The following is an 18,686-nucleotide window of genomic DNA, read 5'->3' on the forward strand; positions in this document are numbered from 1 at the left end:
ATCCGGCTCAGCATGGCGTTCAGCTCGGCGAGGCCGTCCTCGCCGAGCTGGTCAGGGCACGCGGCGACGTCAACCGCATGATCCGCGACTCCTCGGTGCGGTACGCCGCGCTGCCGATCGGCGAGATCGTCGAGCGGATCCGCGAATCGGCCACCTCACGCCGCCGGGCGCCCATGACCAAGCCCCTCGACCCGCTCTTCGACGTGCTCATCCACGCTCAGGACATCTGCGTGCCGCTGGGCATCGCGCGCGCCATGCCATCGGAGGCGGCCCGCGCCAGTGCCGCCCACATCTGGGAGCGCGGCCGGCCCTTCTATGCGCAGCGGCGGCTGAGCGGGCTGCGGCTGGTCGCCACCGACGTCGACTGGGCGGTCGGCGCGGGCGACGTCGTGGAGGCGGCCCATCCAGGCGCTGCTCCTGCTGCTGAGCGGGCGACCGGCCGCGCTGCCGAGCCTCGCGGGGGCGGGCACGACGGCACTGGCCGCGCGCCTGTGACCGATCAGGGAGCCAGCCAGCGCGCCGTCGGCCAGGTCTCGCGCCGCCAGGCGCTGTCCCAGAACATCCACTCGTACGCCGCCGCCGTGCGGTACGCCGCGGCCATGGCCTCCCGGGTCGCCGCGTCCGCGGTGGCGGCCAGCCGGTCGGCGATGGCCTTGGCCTGCTCGACGGAGGCCGCGAAGCCGGGATCCGAATAGGTGGAGATCCACTTGCGGTACGGGTGATCGGGCGTGTCCCCGGTGCGCCGCAGCAGCGTCGTACCGACGTCCTGGTAGATCCAGAAGCACGGCAGCACCGCCGCCGCCAGCACCGGATAGGGTGCGGCGAGCGCCGTGGCCTGCAGGAACGACGCGTAGGCCAGGCAGGTCGGCGACGTGGCGATCCCCGCCGCGTCGGCGCCGAGCTCCGCGACGTAACCGGCGTGCAGCAGGCGCTCGGCGGCCAGCGCGGCGTGCGCGCTCTGCGCGAAGAACGCCGCGTCCGCCGGGTCCGTCGCCCGTGCCGACGCTGTCGCGAGGGCCTTGGAGAACGCCTCCAGATAGCGGCCGTCCTGCACGATGTAGAACGCGAACCGGTCGCGGTCGAGTGTGCCGGCGCCGAGTGCGACGTTGAAGGGGTGGTCGTGGATGGCGCTCATCAGGTCGGCCGTGCGCAGCCACATGTCATCGCAGAACATCGACGTCCCTCCGCTAGCGCTAACTAGATCAGGTTCGACGGGTGTGATCTCAGCCCGGGTCGCCGGGCACCCCGCGTCAACGGCCAACTGTAACAGGGCTCATTCGCGCGGTTCGGGCGGGAAGCCGGTCCAGCGCAGCTCGGCGGGCAGATGGCCCATGTCGTTGTAGGAGAGCACCGAGGAGGGGCGGTCGGGGGCGTACCGGATGACGGTCAGGGCGGCGTTGCAGTGGTTGAGGCCGAGCCAGCGCCACTTCGGGGCGTCCAGGGCGGCGCGGACGAGCCAGCCGATCAGGAAGTTGTGCGTGACGACCAGTTCGTGGCGGGTCCCCTCCGCCACGGGACCCGTGAACGCGCGCAGGGCCTCGGCGGCGAGCGCCGGGCCGCGCTCGCGTTCGTCTGCGGGGAACTGGCCGACGAAGCCGAGGAGGCGGTCGGCGTAGCCGGGGGCGAGCTCCTCCTTCTCGGGCACGTACGGGATGTAGTCCCCGGCGGCCTCGCTGACGTGCAGGGGGATGCCGGGCAGCCGCTCGCCGATCAGGTGGGCGGTCTGCGTCGCGCGGGGGAGCGGGCCGTGGTGGATGGCGGAGAGGGGGACGCCCTGGAGGCGCTCGCCGAGCAGTGCGGCCTGGCGGCGGCCGGCGTCCGTCAGGCCGCTTTCGTCCGGCGTGGCCTCGCCGTGGCGGGTGAGATACAGGAAACGGGTCATGATCTAGCCCATTGTTCCGGATATCGTAGGGCGAGTGACCAGCGATGAGACGCGTGACGGCGTGGCGCTGACCAATCTCGGCCAGCCGCTGTTCGACGGGGCGGGCGCGACCAAGCGCGACCTGGTCGACTACCTCGACGCGGTCCGCGACCGCATCATCCCGGTGCTGCGCGGCCGTGCGCTCTCGGTCATCCGGGTACGGCCCGGGCAGGAGCCCTTTGTGCAGAAGAACCTGCCCAAATACGCCCCCGAATGGATGGAGACCACCTCCCACTGGGCCGAGGCATCGCGTCGGCAGGTGACGTACGCGCGCTGTGCAATGACCGGCGAAGCCTGCTGTGGTTCGCCAACCAGAGGGCGGTCGAGTACCACCCGGCGCTGTTCGTCGGCGACCACCCCACGCACATGGTGCTCGACCTCGACCCGCCCGGGGACGACTTCGAGCTCGCCGTGCGGGGCGCCTTCCTGGTACGCCAGGCGCTGGACGACGCCGGGCTGGCCGGGGCGGTGAAGACCAGCGGGGCGAAGGGCGTGCACGTGTTCGTGCCCGTGGCGGCCGGGACCGCCATGGACGACCTGGCCGCGGCCACCCGTGCGCTGGCCGCGCGCGCCGAGCGGGTGGATCCGGCGATCGCCACCACGGCGTTCATCCGCGAGGACCGGGCGGGCAAGGTGTTCATCGACTCGACCAGGGCGGGCGGGGCCACGGTGGTGGCCGCCTACAGCCCGCGGGTGCGGCCCGGCGCGCCGGTCTCCTTCCCCGTGCCATGGTCCGACCTCGACCGCGTGGCGCCGCGCGACTTCACCGTGCACACGGCGGTCGGGTTGCTCAAGGACGCCGACCCGTGGGCGGAATCCATGCCCGCGCCGCAGCGGCTGCCCGCCGACCTGATCGAGGAGGGGCACACGATCCCGGTCGCGCGGGTGGCGGCGATGCACGAGGGCAAGCGCCGCGCCCGCGCCCGGCGCGGGGAAGTGTCGTGATTTTGCCGCATTAGTGGGTCTTCCCAGGCTCTCTCGCGCGGGTTACCTTCCGTTCGGCGAGGCTCGGGGGAATTGCCCGCCTTCCTGTCTCACAGGGGGAAGTCCCGTATGCGCAGAACCATCATCGTCCTGATCACCGCACTCTCCTTACCGCTCGCCATGGCCGTCCCGGCCCACGCCGGCGGCCTGGCCGACCTGTTCGCCAAGCTGCTGGTCAAGCAGGTCAAGGGCACGAACGTCAACAAGCACCTGCAAGCCCTGCAGGCCATCGGCACCGTCAACGGCGGCAACCGGGCGGCCGGCACGGCTGGTTACGACGCCTCCCGCGACTACGTGGCGAACAAGCTGCGCAAGGCCGGCTACAAGGTCACGCTGAATCCGATCAACTTCGTCGAGGGCTGGACGGAGAACGCGCCGCCCGTACTCGGCTCGTACGTGCCGAACCAGGACTTCTTCACCTTCCAGCCCTCCCCGGCGGGCGACGTGACCGCGCAGGTCCAGGGCGTGGACCTCACGCTGCCGCCCACCCCGGCGCCGACCTCGACCAGCGGCTGCGAGCAGTCCGACTTCGCCGGGTTCGTGGCCGGCCGCATCGCGCTCATCCAGCGCGGCACCTGTGCGTTCGCCCTGAAGATCCGCAACGCGGGCCGCGCCGGCGCCTCCGGGATCATCGTGTTCAACGAAGGCCAGGAGGGACGCACCGAGGCGTACCCACTGGACATCGGTGAGTGGCGGGCGGGGGTGCCCATGGTCTTCGCCGACTTCGCGGTCGGCAACGCGCTGGCGAGCACGCCGGGCGCGACGATACGGCTCAAGGTCGACGCCACGCTCGTGCTCGGCACCGATGAGAACGTGATCGCCGAGTCCCGCTTCGGCGACCCCCGCAACGTCGTGATGGCCGGGGCCCACCTCGACAGCGTGCTCGAAGGGCCCGGCATCAACGACAACGGCTCCGGCACCGCGGCGATCCTGGAGGTCGCCGAGGAGATGGCGAACTACCCGGTCAAGAACAAGGTCCGCTTCGCCTTCTGGGCCGCCGAGGAGATCGGCCTGCTCGGCTCCGACCAGTACGTCGAGTCGCTGTCCGAAGAGCAGCGGGACCGGATCCGGGTCTACCTGAACTTCGACATGGTCGCCTCGCCGAACTACGCGTACAAGCTCTACGACGGGGACAACTCCGACAACGCCGGAGCCCCGGCCGGTCCGCCCGGTTCGGCGGAGATCGAGAAGCAGTTGGAGGCCTTCTACGGGTCCCGCGACCTGCCTACGGTCGGGACCGACTTCGACGGCCGTTCCGACTACGGGCCGTTCATCGCGGTCGGGATCCCGGCGGGCGGCGTCTTCACGGGCGCGGAAGGCATCAAGACGGCCGAGGAGGCGGCGCTGTTCGGAGGGACGGCGGGGGTCGCGTACGACGTCTGCTATCACCAGGCGTGCGACACGATCACCAACGTGAACGCGACGGCGCTGGACGTGAACTCGGACGCGATCGCCGACTCCGTCGCCCGGTACGCCTTCAGCCTCCGCTCCATCCCACCGCGGGCACCGTCATCGAGGGTCGCTGCTTTGACAGCGGAAAGCGTCGGCTGACCCGACCGGCCGGGCAGACCCATGCGCCTGCCCGGCCGACCTGCCCGGCCGACCTGCCCGGCCGACCTGCCCGGGCGTCTGATGCGCCCGGCAGGAACGGTCTGCTCGGCCCGGCCCGCGAACGGCTACCGGGTGATCTTGACGTCGTCGACGCCGGCCTCGACCAGGGAAGCGCCAGAGGCGTCGGCCGCGTCGATGAGGATGCGGACCGTCTGGCCCGCGAAGGCGTTCAGGCTCGCCGAAGCGGTCGCCCAGGCGCCGTTGCGGTTCGTGGCCGCGCCGGTCTGGTTCAGCACCGTGGCCGTCGTCGTCCCCACCACTCGGACCCGCAGGTAGTCGGCGCTGGAGGAGTTGGAGCCGTGCGCCAGATACCACGACAGCGACAGGTTCAGCGGACCCGATGAAGGCAGCGTGATCGGGGGCGACTGGATCGAGGTGACGCCGCCGTCGACGTCGTACGCGCCCGCCGAGGAACCCGCCAACCTGCCTGTTACCAGGTCGTTCGTGCCGCTGACCGCGGTGCCGAGTTGCTTGGCGCCCGACGACGTGGTGGCCTCGGGGTCACCGCGCTCCCACTGCCCCAGGGTGGCGGTGTCGGTCGCGGACGGGTTCGCGGTCCAGCCCGTGACCGTCTCGAACGTGTCCTGCCAGACCACGACCGGCGGCACGGCGGTGCCGATCGTCCACACGGCGTGCGCGATCGCGTCGGCGTTCCGGTCCAGCGCCGTGTCGTTGATGTTGGCGGCCGTGTCGCATGCGCGGTGGTAGCAGGGGTCGAACGCCTGCCCGGCCGTGCCGCCCCACAACGCGGCCTGCGCGGAGCTCTTGATGCCTTCCGCGCCTGTGAACGTGCCGCCCGCCGGGATCCCGACCGCGATGAACGGCCCGTAGTCGGAGCGGCCGTCGAAGTCGGTGCCCCGGGTCGGCACCCCGATCGAGCCGAAGTAGTCCAGGATCGTCTGCTCCAGCGCCGCCGACCCCGCCGGGCCGGGACCCGAGCCGGTGCCGTCGGAGTTGTCGCCGTCGTACACGAAATATCCGGCGTTGGGGGAGCCGACCATGTCGAAGTTCAGGTACGCCTTGATCCGCCCGCGTTCCGCGGCCGGCAGGTTGTTGACGTAGAACTGCGATCCGCGCAGCCCCAGCTCCTCCGCACCCCACCAGGCGAACCGCAGGTGCTTGGCCGGCTGGAGTGCCTGCCTGGACACCTCGAGCGCACTCTCCAGAATGGCCGCGCTGCCCGAGCCGTTGTCGTTGATGCCGGGCCCGGCCGCGACGCTGTCGAGGTGGGCGCCGACCATCAGGACGTCGTCGGGGTTCCCGCCCGGCCAGTCGGCGATGACGTTGTAGCCGGTGGCGCCGTTGTAGGTGAAGGACTGGAGCGTCGTGGTGAATCCGGCGGCGTCGAGCCGCCCTTTGACGTAGTTCGCCGAGGCCAGGTAGCCGGGGCGGCCGTGCGCCCGGTTGCCGCCGTTGGCGGTGGCGATGGACTGGAACTCGGCGAGGTGGGCTTTGACGTTGGCCAGGGAGATGTCCGGCGGCGCGGCGGCGGCCCGGGCGGGGGCGGCCGGCAGGAGGGCGGTCAGGGATAAGGAGAGGATCGCGATGGCAGATCTCGTGCCGTTTTTCCAGGTGAGCGGCATGATGGCGCGTCTCCATCCGAGGTCGGGGGGTGGAAGATCCCGAGATGGTGCTGAATGGAACGTAACCCCACAAAAGGGGTTCGCCTAGGTGCCACTCGGACTCTATGAACCCACGGCGAGGCGGCCGGACCGAAGGGCGGTCACCACCTTCTCCGGACTGTCGGCGAAGAAGCGGATCGAGGTGGCCTCGGCGCGGCGGCCGAGCGGGCGGACGAGCGCGACAGGCTCGGTCAGCTCGATCGTGATATTGGTCTGCGAGGCGACCGCGACCCTCAGCTGCCCGTCCTTGATCGAGACCATGTGCTCCTCGTTGTAGTTGCGGCCCGTGTGCACGGTGGCGATCCGATCGCGGGGCACGCGCACGTCGAAGTACGCGCCGTACCTGATGCGCAGCTCATCCTCCGTGATGACGTGCGGCCGGGTCACGCACGCCCCGGCCAGCGCGACCCCGAACAGCAGCCCGTAGACGTCGGCGATCAGCACCGCGAACCGCAGCCAGGCCGGTACGTCCATCGCCACCAGCAGCAGGTCCACCACCACCGTCTCGACCGCCATCGCGAAGAGCATTAGCCACAGCATGAACGCCTGCTCCTTGGCGTACGTGACGACGGTCGCCCCCGCAGGGACGCCGTGCCGGCGGCGTACAACCCACAGGCCGACGCTGGCCAGGCCCTTCAGCTCGAACCCCACGACCCGTAGCGCGGCTCTGACCATCGGCTTCCTCTCCCTCGGGTGCGATCACCTCCATGAGACACATTGACGTCGCGTCAAGGTCAACCCGAGACATGCGTTACGAGCCCGGCGGAACCGTGTCAGTGGAGGATGCGGTGCAGGACGTGGACCAATCGGCCCCGGCCATCGCCGTGGACCGCTACCGCTGGCCCAGGGTGCACAGGATCGCGTCCATCGGGTCGTTCTCGGGATGGGACCTATCCTGGCGGCCTGGCTGCGCACGGTCAGATCGGCCAGTTCCAGGGCGACCGGTCGGCGCTCGGCCTCGTACGTGTCGAGCAGCGCGTCGGAGGTCCGGCCCGCGAGCATGGCGGCGATCTTCCACGCCAGATTGTGCGCGTCTTGAACCGCGGAGTTGGCGCCCAGGGCGGCGGCGGGCGGCCACACACGGGCGGCATCGCCGACGAGGAGGACCCGGCCGTCGCGGAATCCGTCGGCGGCGATCACGTAGCGGGCTCTGCACAGCACACGATCGAGGTCACCGGCACGCCCAGATCGGTGAGGGGGCGGCGGCCGGGCTCACCGGGCGATCCGGTCTAGGGGAGCCAAAAGGGGGAGCCAACACCCTCAGAGCAGGGACGACGGCTCTCGACGGCCTGGGGTGCCCATGCAGGTGCAAGGCTCCGACCACCTCAGGCCTGGTCAGATCCGCTTCCCCTGCCGTTGCGTCAAGGTCAAGCGCCGACCTCGTCGGCCAGGCGTGACAGGTAGGCCGCGAACTGCCGACGGTCGCGTTCGTCCCAGGAGGCGGTCAGCTCGTCGAAGGCGTGCCGCTGCCACTGCCGGGACCCGGCCAGCAACGCGTGCCCGCGCTCCGTGAGCCGCAGGGAGGCGCGGCGCCGGTCGCGTTCGGAGGTGGCGCGGGCGAGGTAGCCGGCCTCGACGGCGTCCTTGACCATGCGGCTGGCGCCCGAGTGGTCGAGCCCGAGCTGGTGCGCCACGGTGCCCACGGTCGGGGCGTCGCCGGTCTGGGTGTGTACGGCCTCCACGACCAGGATGTGCTGTACATGCCGCGGCTCCCCGGTCAGCTCGTGCGACGCCTGTCCGGCCCATCGGCGCGACCAGAACCGCACCAGCCGGAACAGGGCGGGCCCACCGTCGTTCATGATCGCATTTTACATGCGATGCGCACATATGATTGCATGCGAATCGCATATATTCGGCTCAAAAGGAGTCCTCGTGGCCATCGTCATGAACCATCTGATCGTCCCCGCCGCCGACCGGAACGAGGCGGCCGGGTTCTTCGCGGACCTGCTGGGGCTGCGGGTCGGCACGCCGGCGGGACCGTTCGCGCCGGTCCGCGTCAACGACGACCTCACGCTCGACTTCGACGACCGGCACAACCCCCAGCCCGGCCACTACGCCTTCCTGGTCGACGACGCCACCTTTGACGCGGTCATGGAGCGCCTCGGCCGCAGCCCGTCCATCGACTACGGCTCCGGGCCCATGAACGGCTGGGACCGGGAGATCAACCGTCTCGGGGGCGGCCGCGGCGTGTACGTACGCGACCCGAACGGCCACAGCTACGAGCTCTTCACCGCAGTCCCGCCCATGTGACCGGCCGCCCGAAAATTTCTCGAATTCGATTGAACCCGGCGGCGGCGAGCGGCGTACAACCTGGCGGAAAACGGCGCTCGCCGATGGCCGGAAGCATGGTTCACCTGGGCGAACATCGGCGTGCCCACCCTGCGCGACTCACCCGGCACGGGGATGGCGATGGAATTTCAGGGATGGACCGGCGGCCTGGCCTTACAGCCGCGCGATTACCTGGGGAGAGGCCGGCCACTGGCCGACGTCGTCAGGACGGCCGGACCGGTCAGGGGAGAGGCGCTCTACCTGCTGACGCTCGGCAGCGCGGCCACCATGGCCAGGCTGCACCTGGGCGGGATCGCGGGACTGCGGCTCAGCCCGGGCAACGTCATGATCGGGGCGCACGGGCAGGTGTTCTTCGCCCCAGGGCCGCGTGACAGCGAGTTCCCCTCGCGCGACGTGCGTGACTGGGCCGACGTGATCATGTTCGCGGCGACCGGGCGGCAGGCGGGGGAGGGCGAAGAGCCCGATCTCGACAGGCTGCTGCCCGCGTTGCGCGCGGTGATCGACGAGTGCCGGCAGCCCGATCCGGAGTGCCGCCCGACGGCCGTCGAGCTGGTGAGCATCCTGCTCGGCCGCTCCGAGCCGCCCCCCCGCGCCACGGTGGAGGAACTGCTGCGGGAGGCCGAGAACCGGACCAGGCCGTACGAACCCGCGCCCTACGAGGACGTGCTCGTGTCCACGCCGGTCTGGCGCGAACCGGCGTACCTGGCCGGTGTCGCGATCGGCGTGCTCATCGTCGCGTTCGCGGCGAGCGTCGTCATCGCGATCTCCAGCGGGGCGGTGCAGGCTTCGTCCGCCGACGCCTTCGAGGGGAGCGCCGTCACCTCGTACGAGATGAAGCCGACGGTTGGGAACGCTCCAGAACCCATCGAGGGAGAGGTCCGGAATGGCTGAGGAATTCACCGCCGACCGGCAGGAGGCGGCGAGCGTCTCGCGGGACCTCAAGTCCATTCGCGCGGCCCTGGACGGAGGCAAGATCGGCGCGCTCGACGCGCGGACCGGCTCGGCGAAGGTCGACGACGCGCTGCGGACGTTCTTCGAGGAGTCCTCGGACAACCGCGAGCGGATGAACCAGCTACTCGAGCGGGCGGCCGGGCTGCTCGACGCCCTCGTCGAGGGCACCGGGCAGCTCGACGGCTCGCTGGCGGACTCGCTGTCGACGAGGAGCGCGTGATGAAGGCGCTCGGACTCGGCGTCCTCACCGGCATCCTGCTCGGGACGATCGTGGTGTCGCTGGTGTTCGCGCTGACGGACCGGAACGTGCCGGCGAACGCTCGATCATCCCAGCCCGCGTACATGGAGGAGCTCTCCGATGGCTGATCTTCCCTTCGGGTTCACGGTACGGGTGCCCGAATCCTGGTACGAGTTCGACGTGTGGCGGGCCGGCCACAGCGGTGACCTGGCGCGCCTGGTGGACGCCCGGGTGGCGGCCAACCCGGAGCTGGCGCCCCACCGGTCGCTGCTGGTGAAGGTGCTGCGCGAGGTCGCCGACCTGGCGGGCCGGCGCGGCGCGGTTTTCGGCGCGGCGATGACCGACCACGCGGAGGACGTCGGCACCGTCCTCGCCACCCTCATGGTCCTGCACACCGGGGGATCGCCGGACCCGGAAGGCAACGCCGTCGAGGCCATCGCCTCGGGCATCATCGCGATCCCGCCCAGGCACGACACACCCGCCTGGCGCGACGTCGAGATCGTGGAGATCGACGCGGGCCGCGCCGTACGAGTCACCGGCGTCGAGTCCGGCGAGATCGAAGCGGTGACCATGCAGACCCTCATTCCCGTACCCGGCGGGCACGGCGTGCTGGACCTGGTGCTGACCAGCCCGCACCTGAGCCTGACCGAGCCCATGCTCGATCTGTTCGACGCGATCAGCGCCACCCTGGCCTGGTCCGACCCCCAAGGAGAGTGAACCGTCATGGCAGGTGGGACCCATCACCTCAGCTTCCCCCAGGTGGAGAACAGCGCCACCCGGCTGAACAAGGAGAAGGAGGACATCGAGAGCCGTCTGACCCAGCTCAAGTCGATGATCGACCAGCTCGTCAGCAGCGACTTCGTCACCGAGCGCGCCTCGGGCAAGTTCCAGCAGGACTACGACCAGTGGAACAACGGCGCCAGGCAGGTCATGCAGGGCCTGGAGGGCATGAGCCAGTTCCTCAAGACCGCCATCGCCAAGCACCGCGAGCTGGACGCCTCGCTCAGCGGCGGCGCGGGAGCGTGACGTCATGCCGGGCGGATGGGAGGTGCTCGGGCTGCCCGGCGACCCCGCGCCCGGGAACCCGGGCGAGGTTCGGGGACTCGCCGGCCGGCTGCTCAAGGAAGCGCAGCTCGCCGAGGACAACACGGCCAAGTTGACGGCGGTGGCGGGTGGCAGCTCGGCGTTGCGGATGCGCGGGGATTACGCGGCGCGGTACGCCGAGGCGCTGGGCGAGCTGCCCGGCGAGCTGACCAAGCTGGGCAAGGCGTACCGGGGCGCCGGGAACGCGCTGATGGCCTATGCCGGTTCGCTGGAGCAGGCCAAGACCCAGGCCGGTACGGCGCTGCGCCAGGGCCAGACGGCCGACGTCCAGTACCGGGGCGCGTTACGGGAGGTACAGGCGCAGCTGCCGGGCGCGGGCGCGGTGGGGAGCCTGGCGGAGGCGGAGTCGGCGGTCGGCGCGGCGGATCCGGCGGTGCAGGCGGCGGTGCGGCCGGCGGTGCAGCGGGCCCGCGCCGCCGACGCCGACCGGGCGCGGGCGCGGCGGATCGCCGATGAGGCGGCCCAGTTGCGCGGTGATGCCGAGAGCCGGGCGGTGCGGGAGATCGATCAGGCGCTGGCGGGCAGCGGCATCAAGAACAAGTCGTTCCTGCAGAAGGCGTGGGACGTGATCTCGACGCCGTTCCGGTCGTGGGATGACTTCGTGTCGTTCGCGGGCAAGGTGGCGCTGGTGGCCGGGCTGGTGGTGCTGGTGATCGGCACCGGCGGGCTGGCCGGGGTGGTGCTGGCCGGGGTCGCGGTGGCGGCCGGGGCGGTGGTGCTGGCCGACGCGCTCAACAAGTACCGCCAGGGCAGGGGCTCCTTGGGGCAGGTGGCGCTGGCCGCGGTCGGGGTGATCCCGGGCGGCAAGAGCATCGGCCTGCTGGCCCAGGGGGCCAAGGCCGTGACCGGGCTGCGCGGCGCCGCCGCGGCCGTCCGCGGCGGCGGAGGCACGCTGCTGGGACTCGGCGCGGCGGGGATCCGCGGCGGCCGGGCCGCCCTGGGAGCCGGGGCGACGTCGATCCGCTCGGCGATCCAGGCGGGCGGGTCGCGGGCCGGTGCGACGGCGACCGCGGCCTGGCAGCGCGGCCGGCAGTTCTTCAGCAAGGACCCGGTGCACTTCCCCACCGGTATCGTGCTGCTCCCGCAGACGGACGTGGACCTGCCGGGGGCACTGCCGCTGCGGCTGGAGCGCACACATCTGTCCAGCTACCGTACGGGGCGCTGGTTCGGCCGATCCTGGGCCTCGACCCTGGACCAACGCGTGGAGGCGGACGCCGAAGGCGTGTGCCTGGCCACCGCCGGCGGCGCCGTACTCGCCTTCCCGCATCCCGAGCCCGGCCAGGCCGTCCACCCCGACGACGGTCCCCGCCTGGCATTGCGCGCGGAAGGGACCGGCTACACGGTCACCGACCCGCACACCGGCCACACCACCCACTTCGCACCATTACCGCAAGAGGATTCGAAGGTGCTGCCGATCGCGGCGATCACCGACCGCAACGGCGACCGCGTCGACTTCCACTACACCGACGGCCTGCTCACCGAGGTGACCCACTCCGGCGGCTACCACCTGGACATCGAGACCGCGCACGGCCGCATCGTGGAGATCCGCCTGCGCGGCGCCGGCCAGAGCCTCGTCTCCTACGCCTACGACGAGGCCGGCGACCTGACCGAGGTGACCAACTCTTCTGGCCTGCCGCTGCGTTTCACCTACGACGACGACGGCCGGATGACCCGCTGGCACGACCGCATCGGCACCTGGTACGCCTACACCTACGACGGGGAAGGCCGCTGCGTTTACGGCACCGGCAAGGACGGCATCTTCAACACGGAGATCAGCTACGGGGACGGCGTCACCCGCGCGTACGACTCACTGGGCCACGCCACCACGTACCACTACAACGACCTCCTTCAGGTAGTCGCCGAGACCAACCCCCTCGGCCACGTAACCCGCTACCACTGGGACCACTACGACCGCTTGCTGTCGCAGACCGACCCGCTGGGCCGCACCGTGCGGTATACCTACGACGAGTTCGGCATGCCGCTTTCGATCAGCCGCCCGGACGGTGCCACTCGTCGCCACACCTACAACGACCTGCACCTGCCGGTCACTATCACCGACTACGACGGCAGCGTCCACGCGTTCGAATACGACGAGCGCGGCAACATCATCAGCGACGGCGACAGCCGCTTCACCTACAACCAGCACGGACACCTGGCCGCGATCACCAACGCCCTGGGCCACACCTGCAGCGTGCGAACGGATGCTGCCGGGCTGCCGGTGGAGGTCACCGATGCGCTGGGCGGGACGACCCGCTATGAGCGCGATGCTTTTGGGCGAGCCACCGCCATCACCGACGCCCTCGGCAACACCACCCGCTACACCTGGACAGTGGAGGGCAAGCCGGCCAGTCGCACGCTACCTAGCGGCGTGACCGAACGCTGGCGGTATGACGGGGAGAACAACCTCATCGAACACGTCGACGCGCTCGGCCGGGCGACCCACACCGAAGTCGGCTCCTTCGACGTGGCCACCGCACTGACCACCGCGGGCGGTGCCCGTCTGGAGCTCGCCTACGACACCGAGTTGCGCCTCGCCCAGGTCACCAACCCCCAGGGGCTGACCTGGCACTACACCTACGACGCGGAAGGCGACCTGATCCGGGAGACCGACTTCAACCACCGTACGCTGACCTACGTCCGGGACGCGGCCGGCAGGTTGATCGAACGCGTCAACGGGGCCGGAGAGTCCACCAGCTACACCCACGACGTTCTGGGCCAGGTCATCGAGCAGCGCTCGGAGGACCGCGTCACCACGTTCGCCTACGATGCGCTCGGCCGCCTGACCTGGGCGGTGAACCCGGATGCCGACCTGCGCATCAGTCGAGACGCTCACGGCAGGATCACCGCCGAAACCTGCAACGGGCGCACGCTCACCTCGGCCTACGACGCACTCGGCCGACGCGTACACCGCCGCACCCCCTCAGGAGCGGAAGCGGTTTGGGATTACAACCCGCGCAACCAGCCCAAGATGCTGCAGACAGCCGGCCAGACGGTCGCTTTCGCCTATGATCCAGCGGGCCACGAAATTGGTCGAAATTTCGGCACAAACGTCTCGCTGATTCATGACTGGGACCCCGACTCCCGCCTCCGCGCCCAGACCCTCCGCACCGGAAATCGGCTCATCCAGCGGCGCACCTACGACTATCGCCCAGACGGCCATCTCATTCAGATCGACGACCTGCTGTCCGGCCGCCGCCACTACGACCTGGATCCGGTCGGCCGCGTTACCGGTGTCCAGGGCGCGAACTGGTCGGAGCGCTACACCTACAACGCCGCCGGCCAGATCACCGACGCCACATGGCCGGCGTCGTCGGACGCCCGCGGCCCTCGCGCCTACACGGGGACAATGATCCGCCAGGCGGGCCGTACGCGATATGAGTACGACCGTCAGGGCCGGGTGACCCTCCGCCAGCAGAAGGGCCTGTCATCGAGACCCAGGACATGGCGCTACACGTGGGACGCCGACGACCGCCTGACAGGCGTCACCACGCCGGATGGCGCGACCTGGCGCTACTTGTACGACCCCCTCGGCCGCCGCGTAGCGAAAGAACGGGTGAACGGTTCCGAGCGTACGGATTTCGTCTGGGACGGCCTCACCCTGGCCGAGCAGACCACCGAGGACCGCACGACGGTATGGGACTGGATCCCCGGCACCTTCCACCCTCTCTCCCAGACAGAGCGCCGAGCCGATTCCCAGGAGTGGATCGATGAGCAGTTCTACGCCATCGCCACTGACTTGATCGGCACCCCTGCCGAACTCGTGGATCCAGACGGCAACCTGGCCTGGCGCACGAGGCAGGACTTGTGGGGAGCCTCGACCGACCTTGTCTCGACCGGAGCCGACTGTCCCTTGCGGTTCCCTGGCCAGTACGCGGACGAGGAGTCCGGTCTTCAGTACAACTACTTCCGTCACTACGACCCGGCCAGCGCTCATTACCTGGCAAGCGACCCCATCGGCCTCTCCGGTGGCTGGAACCCGCACGCCTACGTGGACAACCCGAAGTCATGGTGCGACCCGCTGGGGCTGAGCCCGTACGGGACCTCGATCTGGAGTTCGACGAGCAGCAGGACGTCGGTCGAGAACGCGTATGGTCACTGGCGCAGCCACGGGCGGGAATTCCCGCACCTGAACAACGCGAAGGAATATGTGGAGGAAGCGACGGGCTTCCTGACCGGCGGCCATCCGGGCACGCTCACCAGGCACCGGCCGAACGGCGACGTCGTTCGCTACAATCCGCAGACCGATCAGTTCGGCGTGCGGAACGCGCAGGGCGTTCCGCGAACATATTTCATACCGGACCCGCAGGTCCACGGATATCCGACCAATCTGGACTACTTCAATGCCCAATAATGGCAATCTGTACTGTCGAGTCTGCGGACTGCTTCAGAAGGGCCCGCCGTGGGGCGAGGACGGAAGAACGCCTTCGTGGGACATCTGCGCCTGCTGTGGAATTGAATTCGGCTATCAAGATGCCACGCCGGCGGGTGTCCTCCGAGCCAGGAACGCGTGGATCGCCAAAGGATGCCCTTGGTTTGACGAGCCGAAGCGACCTCCGGGTTGGCACATGGAAGAGCAGCTCGCGCACGCTCAAGACGTGGACGCGTGAGGGGCGCCTCGACCCGCCGGTCCAGAATGAGCCTGTCCGACCCCGTCCGGTGCGCCGCCGCTGAGGTCGAGACCCGGTGGTCTCAGGGCCTGATGGCCAGATCAGTAATGGCCGTCGCTTTCGTGCTCGACGTTTGTGAACTTGCCGGTTCGCAGGGCCTCTCTGGCCGAGGCCATCCGGGTGTGGTCACGAGGACAGCGCGTCGCGGATGACGGTGATCAACGTCTGCTGCAAAGGGGACAGGCGCTTGTCTGTGCGCCAGACGACGAAGACCGGCAGGCGCGGCTGGGTGCCGGCGATCCGGATCTCGTGAAGCGCGCCTGTGGCCAGTTCTGCGGCCACCGAGGCGCGAAAGAGCAGCGCGACGCCGAGCCCGGCGCGGACGGCGTGTTTGATCGCCTCGGGGTGGCCGAACTCGATGACCACCTCGCGGTCGGTGACGCCGAGTTCGGCGAGCGCTGTGTCCTCCAGGTCGCGCCGGATGGAGGAGCGCGGCGTGGCGACGAAGGGCAGCCGGGCCAGTTCCTCCACCGAGATGCTGTCGTTCACCGTGCCGGGCGCGCCGGCGAGCACGAGATCCTGGTGACCGGCGAACTGCCCGGTGAGGCCGCGGCTGTGGGGAATCCGCGGGGCGATCGGGACGGCCAGGTCGCACAACCCGGAGGTGACGGCCTCCCAGATCTGGTTCGGGTCGAACACGTGCGCCGCGATCCGCGCGCCCGGATGGGCCAGGGCGAAGTCGGTGAGGACGGGCGGCAGCAAGTAGCTGCCCACGGTCATGCTGGTGGCCACGGCCACGGCCCCCGCGGTGCCGCCGGCGAGGCCGGCCAGCTCGCGATCGAGCTCGTTGCCGCGGCGCAGTGTGTCGCGGGACCACCGGTAAGCGATGTGGCCCGCGTCGGTGAGCTCCAGGCGCTGGCCCACGCGGTGGAACAGCTCGACGCCCAGCCGTTCCTCAAGCGAACGGATGTGGCCGCTTACGACGGGCTGCGAGACATACAGGTGGGCGGCGGCGCGGCCCACGCCTCCCTGCTCCACGACAGCGCAGAAGACCTCGAGCTTGTGCAGGGAGATGCGGTTGTCTATAGCCATATGACTATGAGTATCGCAAGATATTCGTCTTTGCCCCCTGTTGTAGGTGGTCCTAGCCTGATCCAGGCATCCATTCCCGCATATGGGTCGCCTGCGGAAAGGACCTTCCCGATGACCACGTTCACCTACCACGGGGCAGACGGCCACCCGTTGCACGCCACCACGATCGGCGCCGACGGACCGCCCCTCGTCCTGCTGCACGGTGGCGGCCCCGATCATCACAGCCTGCTGCCGCTGGCCCGCCGCCTCGCCGACCTGCACACCGTGATCCTCCCCGACGTACGAGGCTACGGCCGGTCGGTCTGCGCCGATCCCGCCCGGCACACCTGGGACCAGTACACCTGCGACGTGCTCGCCCTGCAGGATCACCTGGGCATCCGGAGCGCCGTGCTGGGCGGCACGGGCCTGGGCGCTACCGTGACCCTGCGTACCGCGCTCGCCCACCCGGACCGCGTCCGCGCCGCCATCCTGATCGGCGTTGAGGACATCGAGGACGACCAGGACAAGGAGGCCGAGACCGCGTTCCTCGACGCGTTCGCCGCCCGAGTGCTCGCCGACGGCGTCGAGGCGGCCTGGGCGCCGATCCTGGAACGGTTCCCGCCGGTCATCGGCGCCATGGTGCGCGACGCGATCCCGCGCTCGGATCCGGCCAGCATCGCCGCGGCGGCGGCCATCGGCCGCGACCGGGCCTTCCGGGGCCTCGACGAACTCGCCGCGATCAGCTCGCCGACTCTGGTCATCCCAGGAACCGATCCGCGCCATCCGAGGGAGCTCGGCGAGCAGGTCGCCGGGGTGCTGCGCAGGGGCCGCCTCGCGCCGGTCGCCGTCTCGGCCGACCTGCACACCGCCGACGACCTCGCGGCGGCGATCGTCCCGGCGATCCGCGCCTTCCTCAGCGACCCTCGCTGACCATGGAGAACGGCACGCTGCTGGTCCGCGATGGACACCTCTACACCGCCGACGAGAGCGCGCGCACCCACCGGGCGGGTTCGGTGCTGGCCGTGAACGGGCGGATCGTCGCGGTGGGCGAGACACCGACGGTGGACCTGGCCGCCGCCGCGCTGAGCCGGCGAGAGCGCGCCAGTCTGCGCACGATCGACGCGAGCGGGATGCTGATCCTGCCCGGCTTCGTCAACGCGCACTGGCACGAGGTGCTCGCCAGGGGCCTGTCCCAGTTCGGGCCGCAGGATTACCTGCCCGGCCGGCCCGGCACCGCGTCCGGGGTGACACTCGGGCTCGCTGTGAGCGTCGGCGGGCTCAGCGCCCCCGCACTGGGCGCGGCGGCCGAGGCGTACGGACCTCAGGGCGTCTTCACCATATTGTGTCTGGTCCCGGTGGCCGCCGTCATGCTGGGCCTCTTCCTCCCCCGCGAATGACGGCACAAGCGGACGATGCCCCCAGGTCCGGGCATCCGCGAAGGTCGGCGCGGGCGCCGGCTGGGGGAGACCAATCGTGATCAAACAGCCAGGCCGGCAAACGTCCAGCTCAGCAGGTTACTGCGGAAGAGCTACACCCATCGCGTTCCGCTTCTCAGTTGCGGACCAGCGGCGCGGCGAACCACTGCTGGAGCAGGCTGCCACCCTTGCAACTGCCGACGCCCACCTCGGCGTTGCCCCGCACGTTGGGCTGAGCGCTGGTCAGGCACTTCTTGGTGGCGAAGTTCTGCATCCTGAAGGCGTCCTTGAAAGGTGCGGGCGCGTCGTTCGCCAGCTTGAACGCCCACTTCTGGGTCTGCTTGCCACCCACGCACCGGGCGACGAACAGCCGACCTGCGCTGTCGGCCTCCAGACACACGGTCTGCCCGCGCACGAGCTTCCTGCTGACCAGCTTGCCGCCGTTGATGAAGTTCCACTGCTGCTCGACGTCGTTGCCGCCGCGGGCGAACCTGCTGAAGACCTGGCCCTTGCCGCTTGCGCCGACGTCGCCGACCTCCAATGTCAGGTTGGTCTTGCGGTTGCTGATGTTCAGGGTGCCGGCCGGCGGTGCGGCGGCCACCGACGCGGCGTCGGCGGAGGCGGCCATGGGGGCGGCGGCAGCCGCGGCGACCAGGGCCGCGCTCATGGCGCCGAGCGCCGCGCCACGCCGGAGGGTACGGGCGGCGCCAAATGACAGGGCATGCTTCATGGTCTTTCTCCTTGTGGATCATGACAAAGCGTCCGCCGTGCCATGGAGGTCGACTGATCTGGCCACAGCCCCGCATCACTAGTGGGAGCCGGCAGGGCACGAACCTAGGCACGGGCACTGTCCACTCTCCAAGCCGGTTTCTG

General features: G+C 70.1%; 21 protein-coding genes, 1 pseudogene and 1 riboswitch. Of the genes and pseudogenes, 13 read left to right on the plus strand and 9 right to left on the minus strand.

Annotation, left to right across the window (positions count from 1 at the left end; genetic code table 11):
- Positions 1 to 19: 19 nt before the first annotated feature.
- The 3 genes from ACTMTI_RS25645 to ACTMTI_RS25655 all read right to left on the minus strand — a co-directional run bounded on the left by ACTMTI_RS25645 (position 20) and on the right by ACTMTI_RS25655 (position 1,882).
- Positions 20 to 211: a hypothetical protein gene (locus tag ACTMTI_RS25645; protein ID WP_441123052.1), complete on the minus strand. Its 192-nt coding sequence runs from the start codon at positions 209 to 211 to the stop codon at positions 20 to 22.
- A 288-nt stretch (positions 212 to 499) separates the two neighbouring features.
- Positions 500 to 1,174 carry a TenA family protein gene (locus ACTMTI_RS25650; RefSeq protein WP_441123053.1) on the minus strand — a complete coding sequence of 225 codons (675 nt, stop codon included), beginning with the start codon at positions 1,172 to 1,174 and terminating at the stop codon, positions 500 to 502.
- A riboswitch (TPP riboswitch) is annotated at positions 1,163 to 1,258 on the minus strand. It overlaps the preceding gene by 12 nt.
- A 15-nt stretch (positions 1,259 to 1,273) precedes the next feature.
- Positions 1,274 to 1,882, minus strand: coding sequence for a histidine phosphatase family protein (locus ACTMTI_RS25655; protein WP_441123054.1), 609 nt, complete (start codon positions 1,880 to 1,882; stop codon positions 1,274 to 1,276).
- A gap of 163 nt (positions 1,883 to 2,045) precedes the next feature.
- On the opposite strand from ACTMTI_RS25655, the pseudogene ACTMTI_RS25660 reads away from it, so the two are divergent.
- From ACTMTI_RS25660 to ACTMTI_RS25670, 3 genes and pseudogenes are all read left to right on the plus strand, one after another.
- Positions 2,046 to 2,126, plus strand: a pseudogene (locus ACTMTI_RS25660) (hypothetical protein); the annotation flags it as partial.
- 8 nt (positions 2,127 to 2,134) lie between these two features.
- Positions 2,135 to 2,866 (plus strand): non-homologous end-joining DNA ligase LigD, encoded by a 732-nt coding sequence (gene ligD, locus ACTMTI_RS25665; protein WP_441123055.1) that lies wholly within the window; start codon positions 2,135 to 2,137, stop codon positions 2,864 to 2,866.
- A gap of 108 nt (positions 2,867 to 2,974) precedes the next feature.
- The gene (locus ACTMTI_RS25670) at positions 2,975 to 4,456 is read left to right on the plus strand and encodes a M28 family metallopeptidase (RefSeq protein WP_441123056.1); all 1,482 of its coding nucleotides are present in this window, start codon (positions 2,975 to 2,977) and stop codon (positions 4,454 to 4,456) included.
- Positions 4,457 to 4,581: 125 nt separating this feature from the next.
- Here the strand turns inward: ACTMTI_RS25670 and ACTMTI_RS25675 are convergent, their stop codons facing one another.
- The 3 genes from ACTMTI_RS25675 to ACTMTI_RS25685 all read right to left on the minus strand — a co-directional run bounded on the left by ACTMTI_RS25675 (position 4,582) and on the right by ACTMTI_RS25685 (position 7,218).
- Positions 4,582 to 6,099: a M28 family peptidase gene (locus ACTMTI_RS25675; RefSeq protein ID WP_441123057.1), complete on the minus strand. Its 1,518-nt coding sequence runs from the start codon at positions 6,097 to 6,099 to the stop codon at positions 4,582 to 4,584.
- Between the two features lie 102 nt (positions 6,100 to 6,201).
- Positions 6,202 to 6,813 (minus strand): hypothetical protein, encoded by a 612-nt coding sequence (locus ACTMTI_RS25680; RefSeq protein ID WP_441123058.1) that lies wholly within the window; start codon positions 6,811 to 6,813, stop codon positions 6,202 to 6,204.
- A gap of 24 nt (positions 6,814 to 6,837) precedes the next feature.
- Positions 6,838 to 7,218 carry an FAD-dependent monooxygenase gene (locus ACTMTI_RS25685; RefSeq protein WP_441123157.1) on the minus strand — a complete coding sequence of 127 codons (381 nt, stop codon included), beginning with the start codon at positions 7,216 to 7,218 and terminating at the stop codon, positions 6,838 to 6,840.
- Here ACTMTI_RS25685 and ACTMTI_RS25690 point away from each other — a divergent pair.
- Positions 7,174 to 7,371, plus strand: a complete 198-nt coding sequence (locus ACTMTI_RS25690) for a hypothetical protein (protein ID WP_441123161.1) — start codon at positions 7,174 to 7,176, stop codon at positions 7,369 to 7,371. The genes ACTMTI_RS25685 and ACTMTI_RS25690 overlap by 45 nt on opposite strands.
- 134 nt (positions 7,372 to 7,505) lie before the next feature.
- Here the strand turns inward: ACTMTI_RS25690 and ACTMTI_RS25695 are convergent, their stop codons facing one another.
- On the minus strand, positions 7,506 to 7,937 hold the full coding sequence (locus tag ACTMTI_RS25695; RefSeq protein WP_441123059.1) for a MarR family winged helix-turn-helix transcriptional regulator: 432 nt from the start codon (positions 7,935 to 7,937) through the stop codon (positions 7,506 to 7,508).
- A gap of 73 nt (positions 7,938 to 8,010) precedes the next feature.
- Between ACTMTI_RS25695 and ACTMTI_RS25700 the strand changes: the two genes are divergently transcribed.
- The 7 genes from ACTMTI_RS25700 (at position 8,011) to ACTMTI_RS25730 (ending at position 15,071) form a co-directional block, all read left to right on the plus strand.
- Positions 8,011 to 8,388 carry a VOC family protein gene (locus ACTMTI_RS25700; protein ID WP_441123060.1) on the plus strand — a complete coding sequence of 126 codons (378 nt, stop codon included), beginning with the start codon at positions 8,011 to 8,013 and terminating at the stop codon, positions 8,386 to 8,388.
- Positions 8,389 to 8,547: 159 nt separating this feature from the next.
- The gene (locus ACTMTI_RS25705) at positions 8,548 to 9,318 is read left to right on the plus strand and encodes a hypothetical protein (RefSeq protein WP_441123061.1); all 771 of its coding nucleotides are present in this window, start codon (positions 8,548 to 8,550) and stop codon (positions 9,316 to 9,318) included.
- Positions 9,311 to 9,598 carry a hypothetical protein gene (locus ACTMTI_RS25710; RefSeq protein ID WP_441123062.1) on the plus strand — a complete coding sequence of 96 codons (288 nt, stop codon included), beginning with the start codon at positions 9,311 to 9,313 and terminating at the stop codon, positions 9,596 to 9,598. Before ACTMTI_RS25705 ends, ACTMTI_RS25710 begins: the two co-directional genes overlap by 8 nt.
- The gene (locus tag ACTMTI_RS25715) at positions 9,598 to 9,744 is read left to right on the plus strand and encodes a hypothetical protein (protein ID WP_441123063.1); all 147 of its coding nucleotides are present in this window, start codon (positions 9,598 to 9,600) and stop codon (positions 9,742 to 9,744) included. Before ACTMTI_RS25710 ends, ACTMTI_RS25715 begins: the two co-directional genes overlap by 1 nt.
- Positions 9,737 to 10,333 (plus strand): hypothetical protein, encoded by a 597-nt coding sequence (locus ACTMTI_RS25720; RefSeq protein WP_441123064.1) that lies wholly within the window; start codon positions 9,737 to 9,739, stop codon positions 10,331 to 10,333. The genes ACTMTI_RS25715 and ACTMTI_RS25720 overlap by 8 nt, the downstream gene beginning before the upstream one ends.
- Positions 10,334 to 10,339: 6 nt before the next feature.
- Positions 10,340 to 10,642: a WXG100 family type VII secretion target gene (locus ACTMTI_RS25725; RefSeq protein ID WP_103961595.1), complete on the plus strand. Its 303-nt coding sequence runs from the start codon at positions 10,340 to 10,342 to the stop codon at positions 10,640 to 10,642.
- A gap of 4 nt (positions 10,643 to 10,646) precedes the next feature.
- A complete protein-coding gene (locus ACTMTI_RS25730) occupies positions 10,647 to 15,071 on the plus strand; it encodes an RHS repeat-associated core domain-containing protein (RefSeq protein WP_441123065.1) in 4,425 nt (1,474 codons plus the stop codon).
- 442 nt (positions 15,072 to 15,513) lie between these two features.
- On the opposite strand, the gene ACTMTI_RS25735 is transcribed toward ACTMTI_RS25730, so the two are convergent.
- On the minus strand, positions 15,514 to 16,419 hold the full coding sequence (locus tag ACTMTI_RS25735) for a LysR family transcriptional regulator (protein ID WP_441123066.1): 906 nt from the start codon (positions 16,417 to 16,419) through the stop codon (positions 15,514 to 15,516).
- A gap of 111 nt (positions 16,420 to 16,530) precedes the next feature.
- Between ACTMTI_RS25735 and ACTMTI_RS25740 the strand changes: the two genes are divergently transcribed.
- Complete coding sequence (locus ACTMTI_RS25740) at positions 16,531 to 17,328, plus strand: alpha/beta fold hydrolase (protein WP_441123067.1); 798 nt, start codon at positions 16,531 to 16,533, stop codon at positions 17,326 to 17,328.
- 2 nt (positions 17,329 to 17,330) lie between these two features.
- A complete protein-coding gene (locus ACTMTI_RS25745; protein WP_441123068.1) occupies positions 17,331 to 17,795 on the plus strand; it encodes a hypothetical protein in 465 nt (154 codons plus the stop codon).
- A 154-nt stretch (positions 17,796 to 17,949) separates the two neighbouring features.
- Here ACTMTI_RS25745 and ACTMTI_RS25750 read toward each other — a convergent pair whose 3' ends face one another.
- Entirely contained in the window at positions 17,950 to 18,543 is a 594-nt protein-coding gene (locus tag ACTMTI_RS25750) for a hypothetical protein (protein ID WP_441123069.1), read from the minus strand.
- Positions 18,544 to 18,686 lie beyond the last annotated feature (143 nt).

Origin of the sequence: Nonomuraea sp. H19 (assembly GCF_052068215.1) — a bacterium.
Lineage (GTDB): Bacteria > Actinomycetota > Actinomycetes > Streptosporangiales > Streptosporangiaceae > Nonomuraea.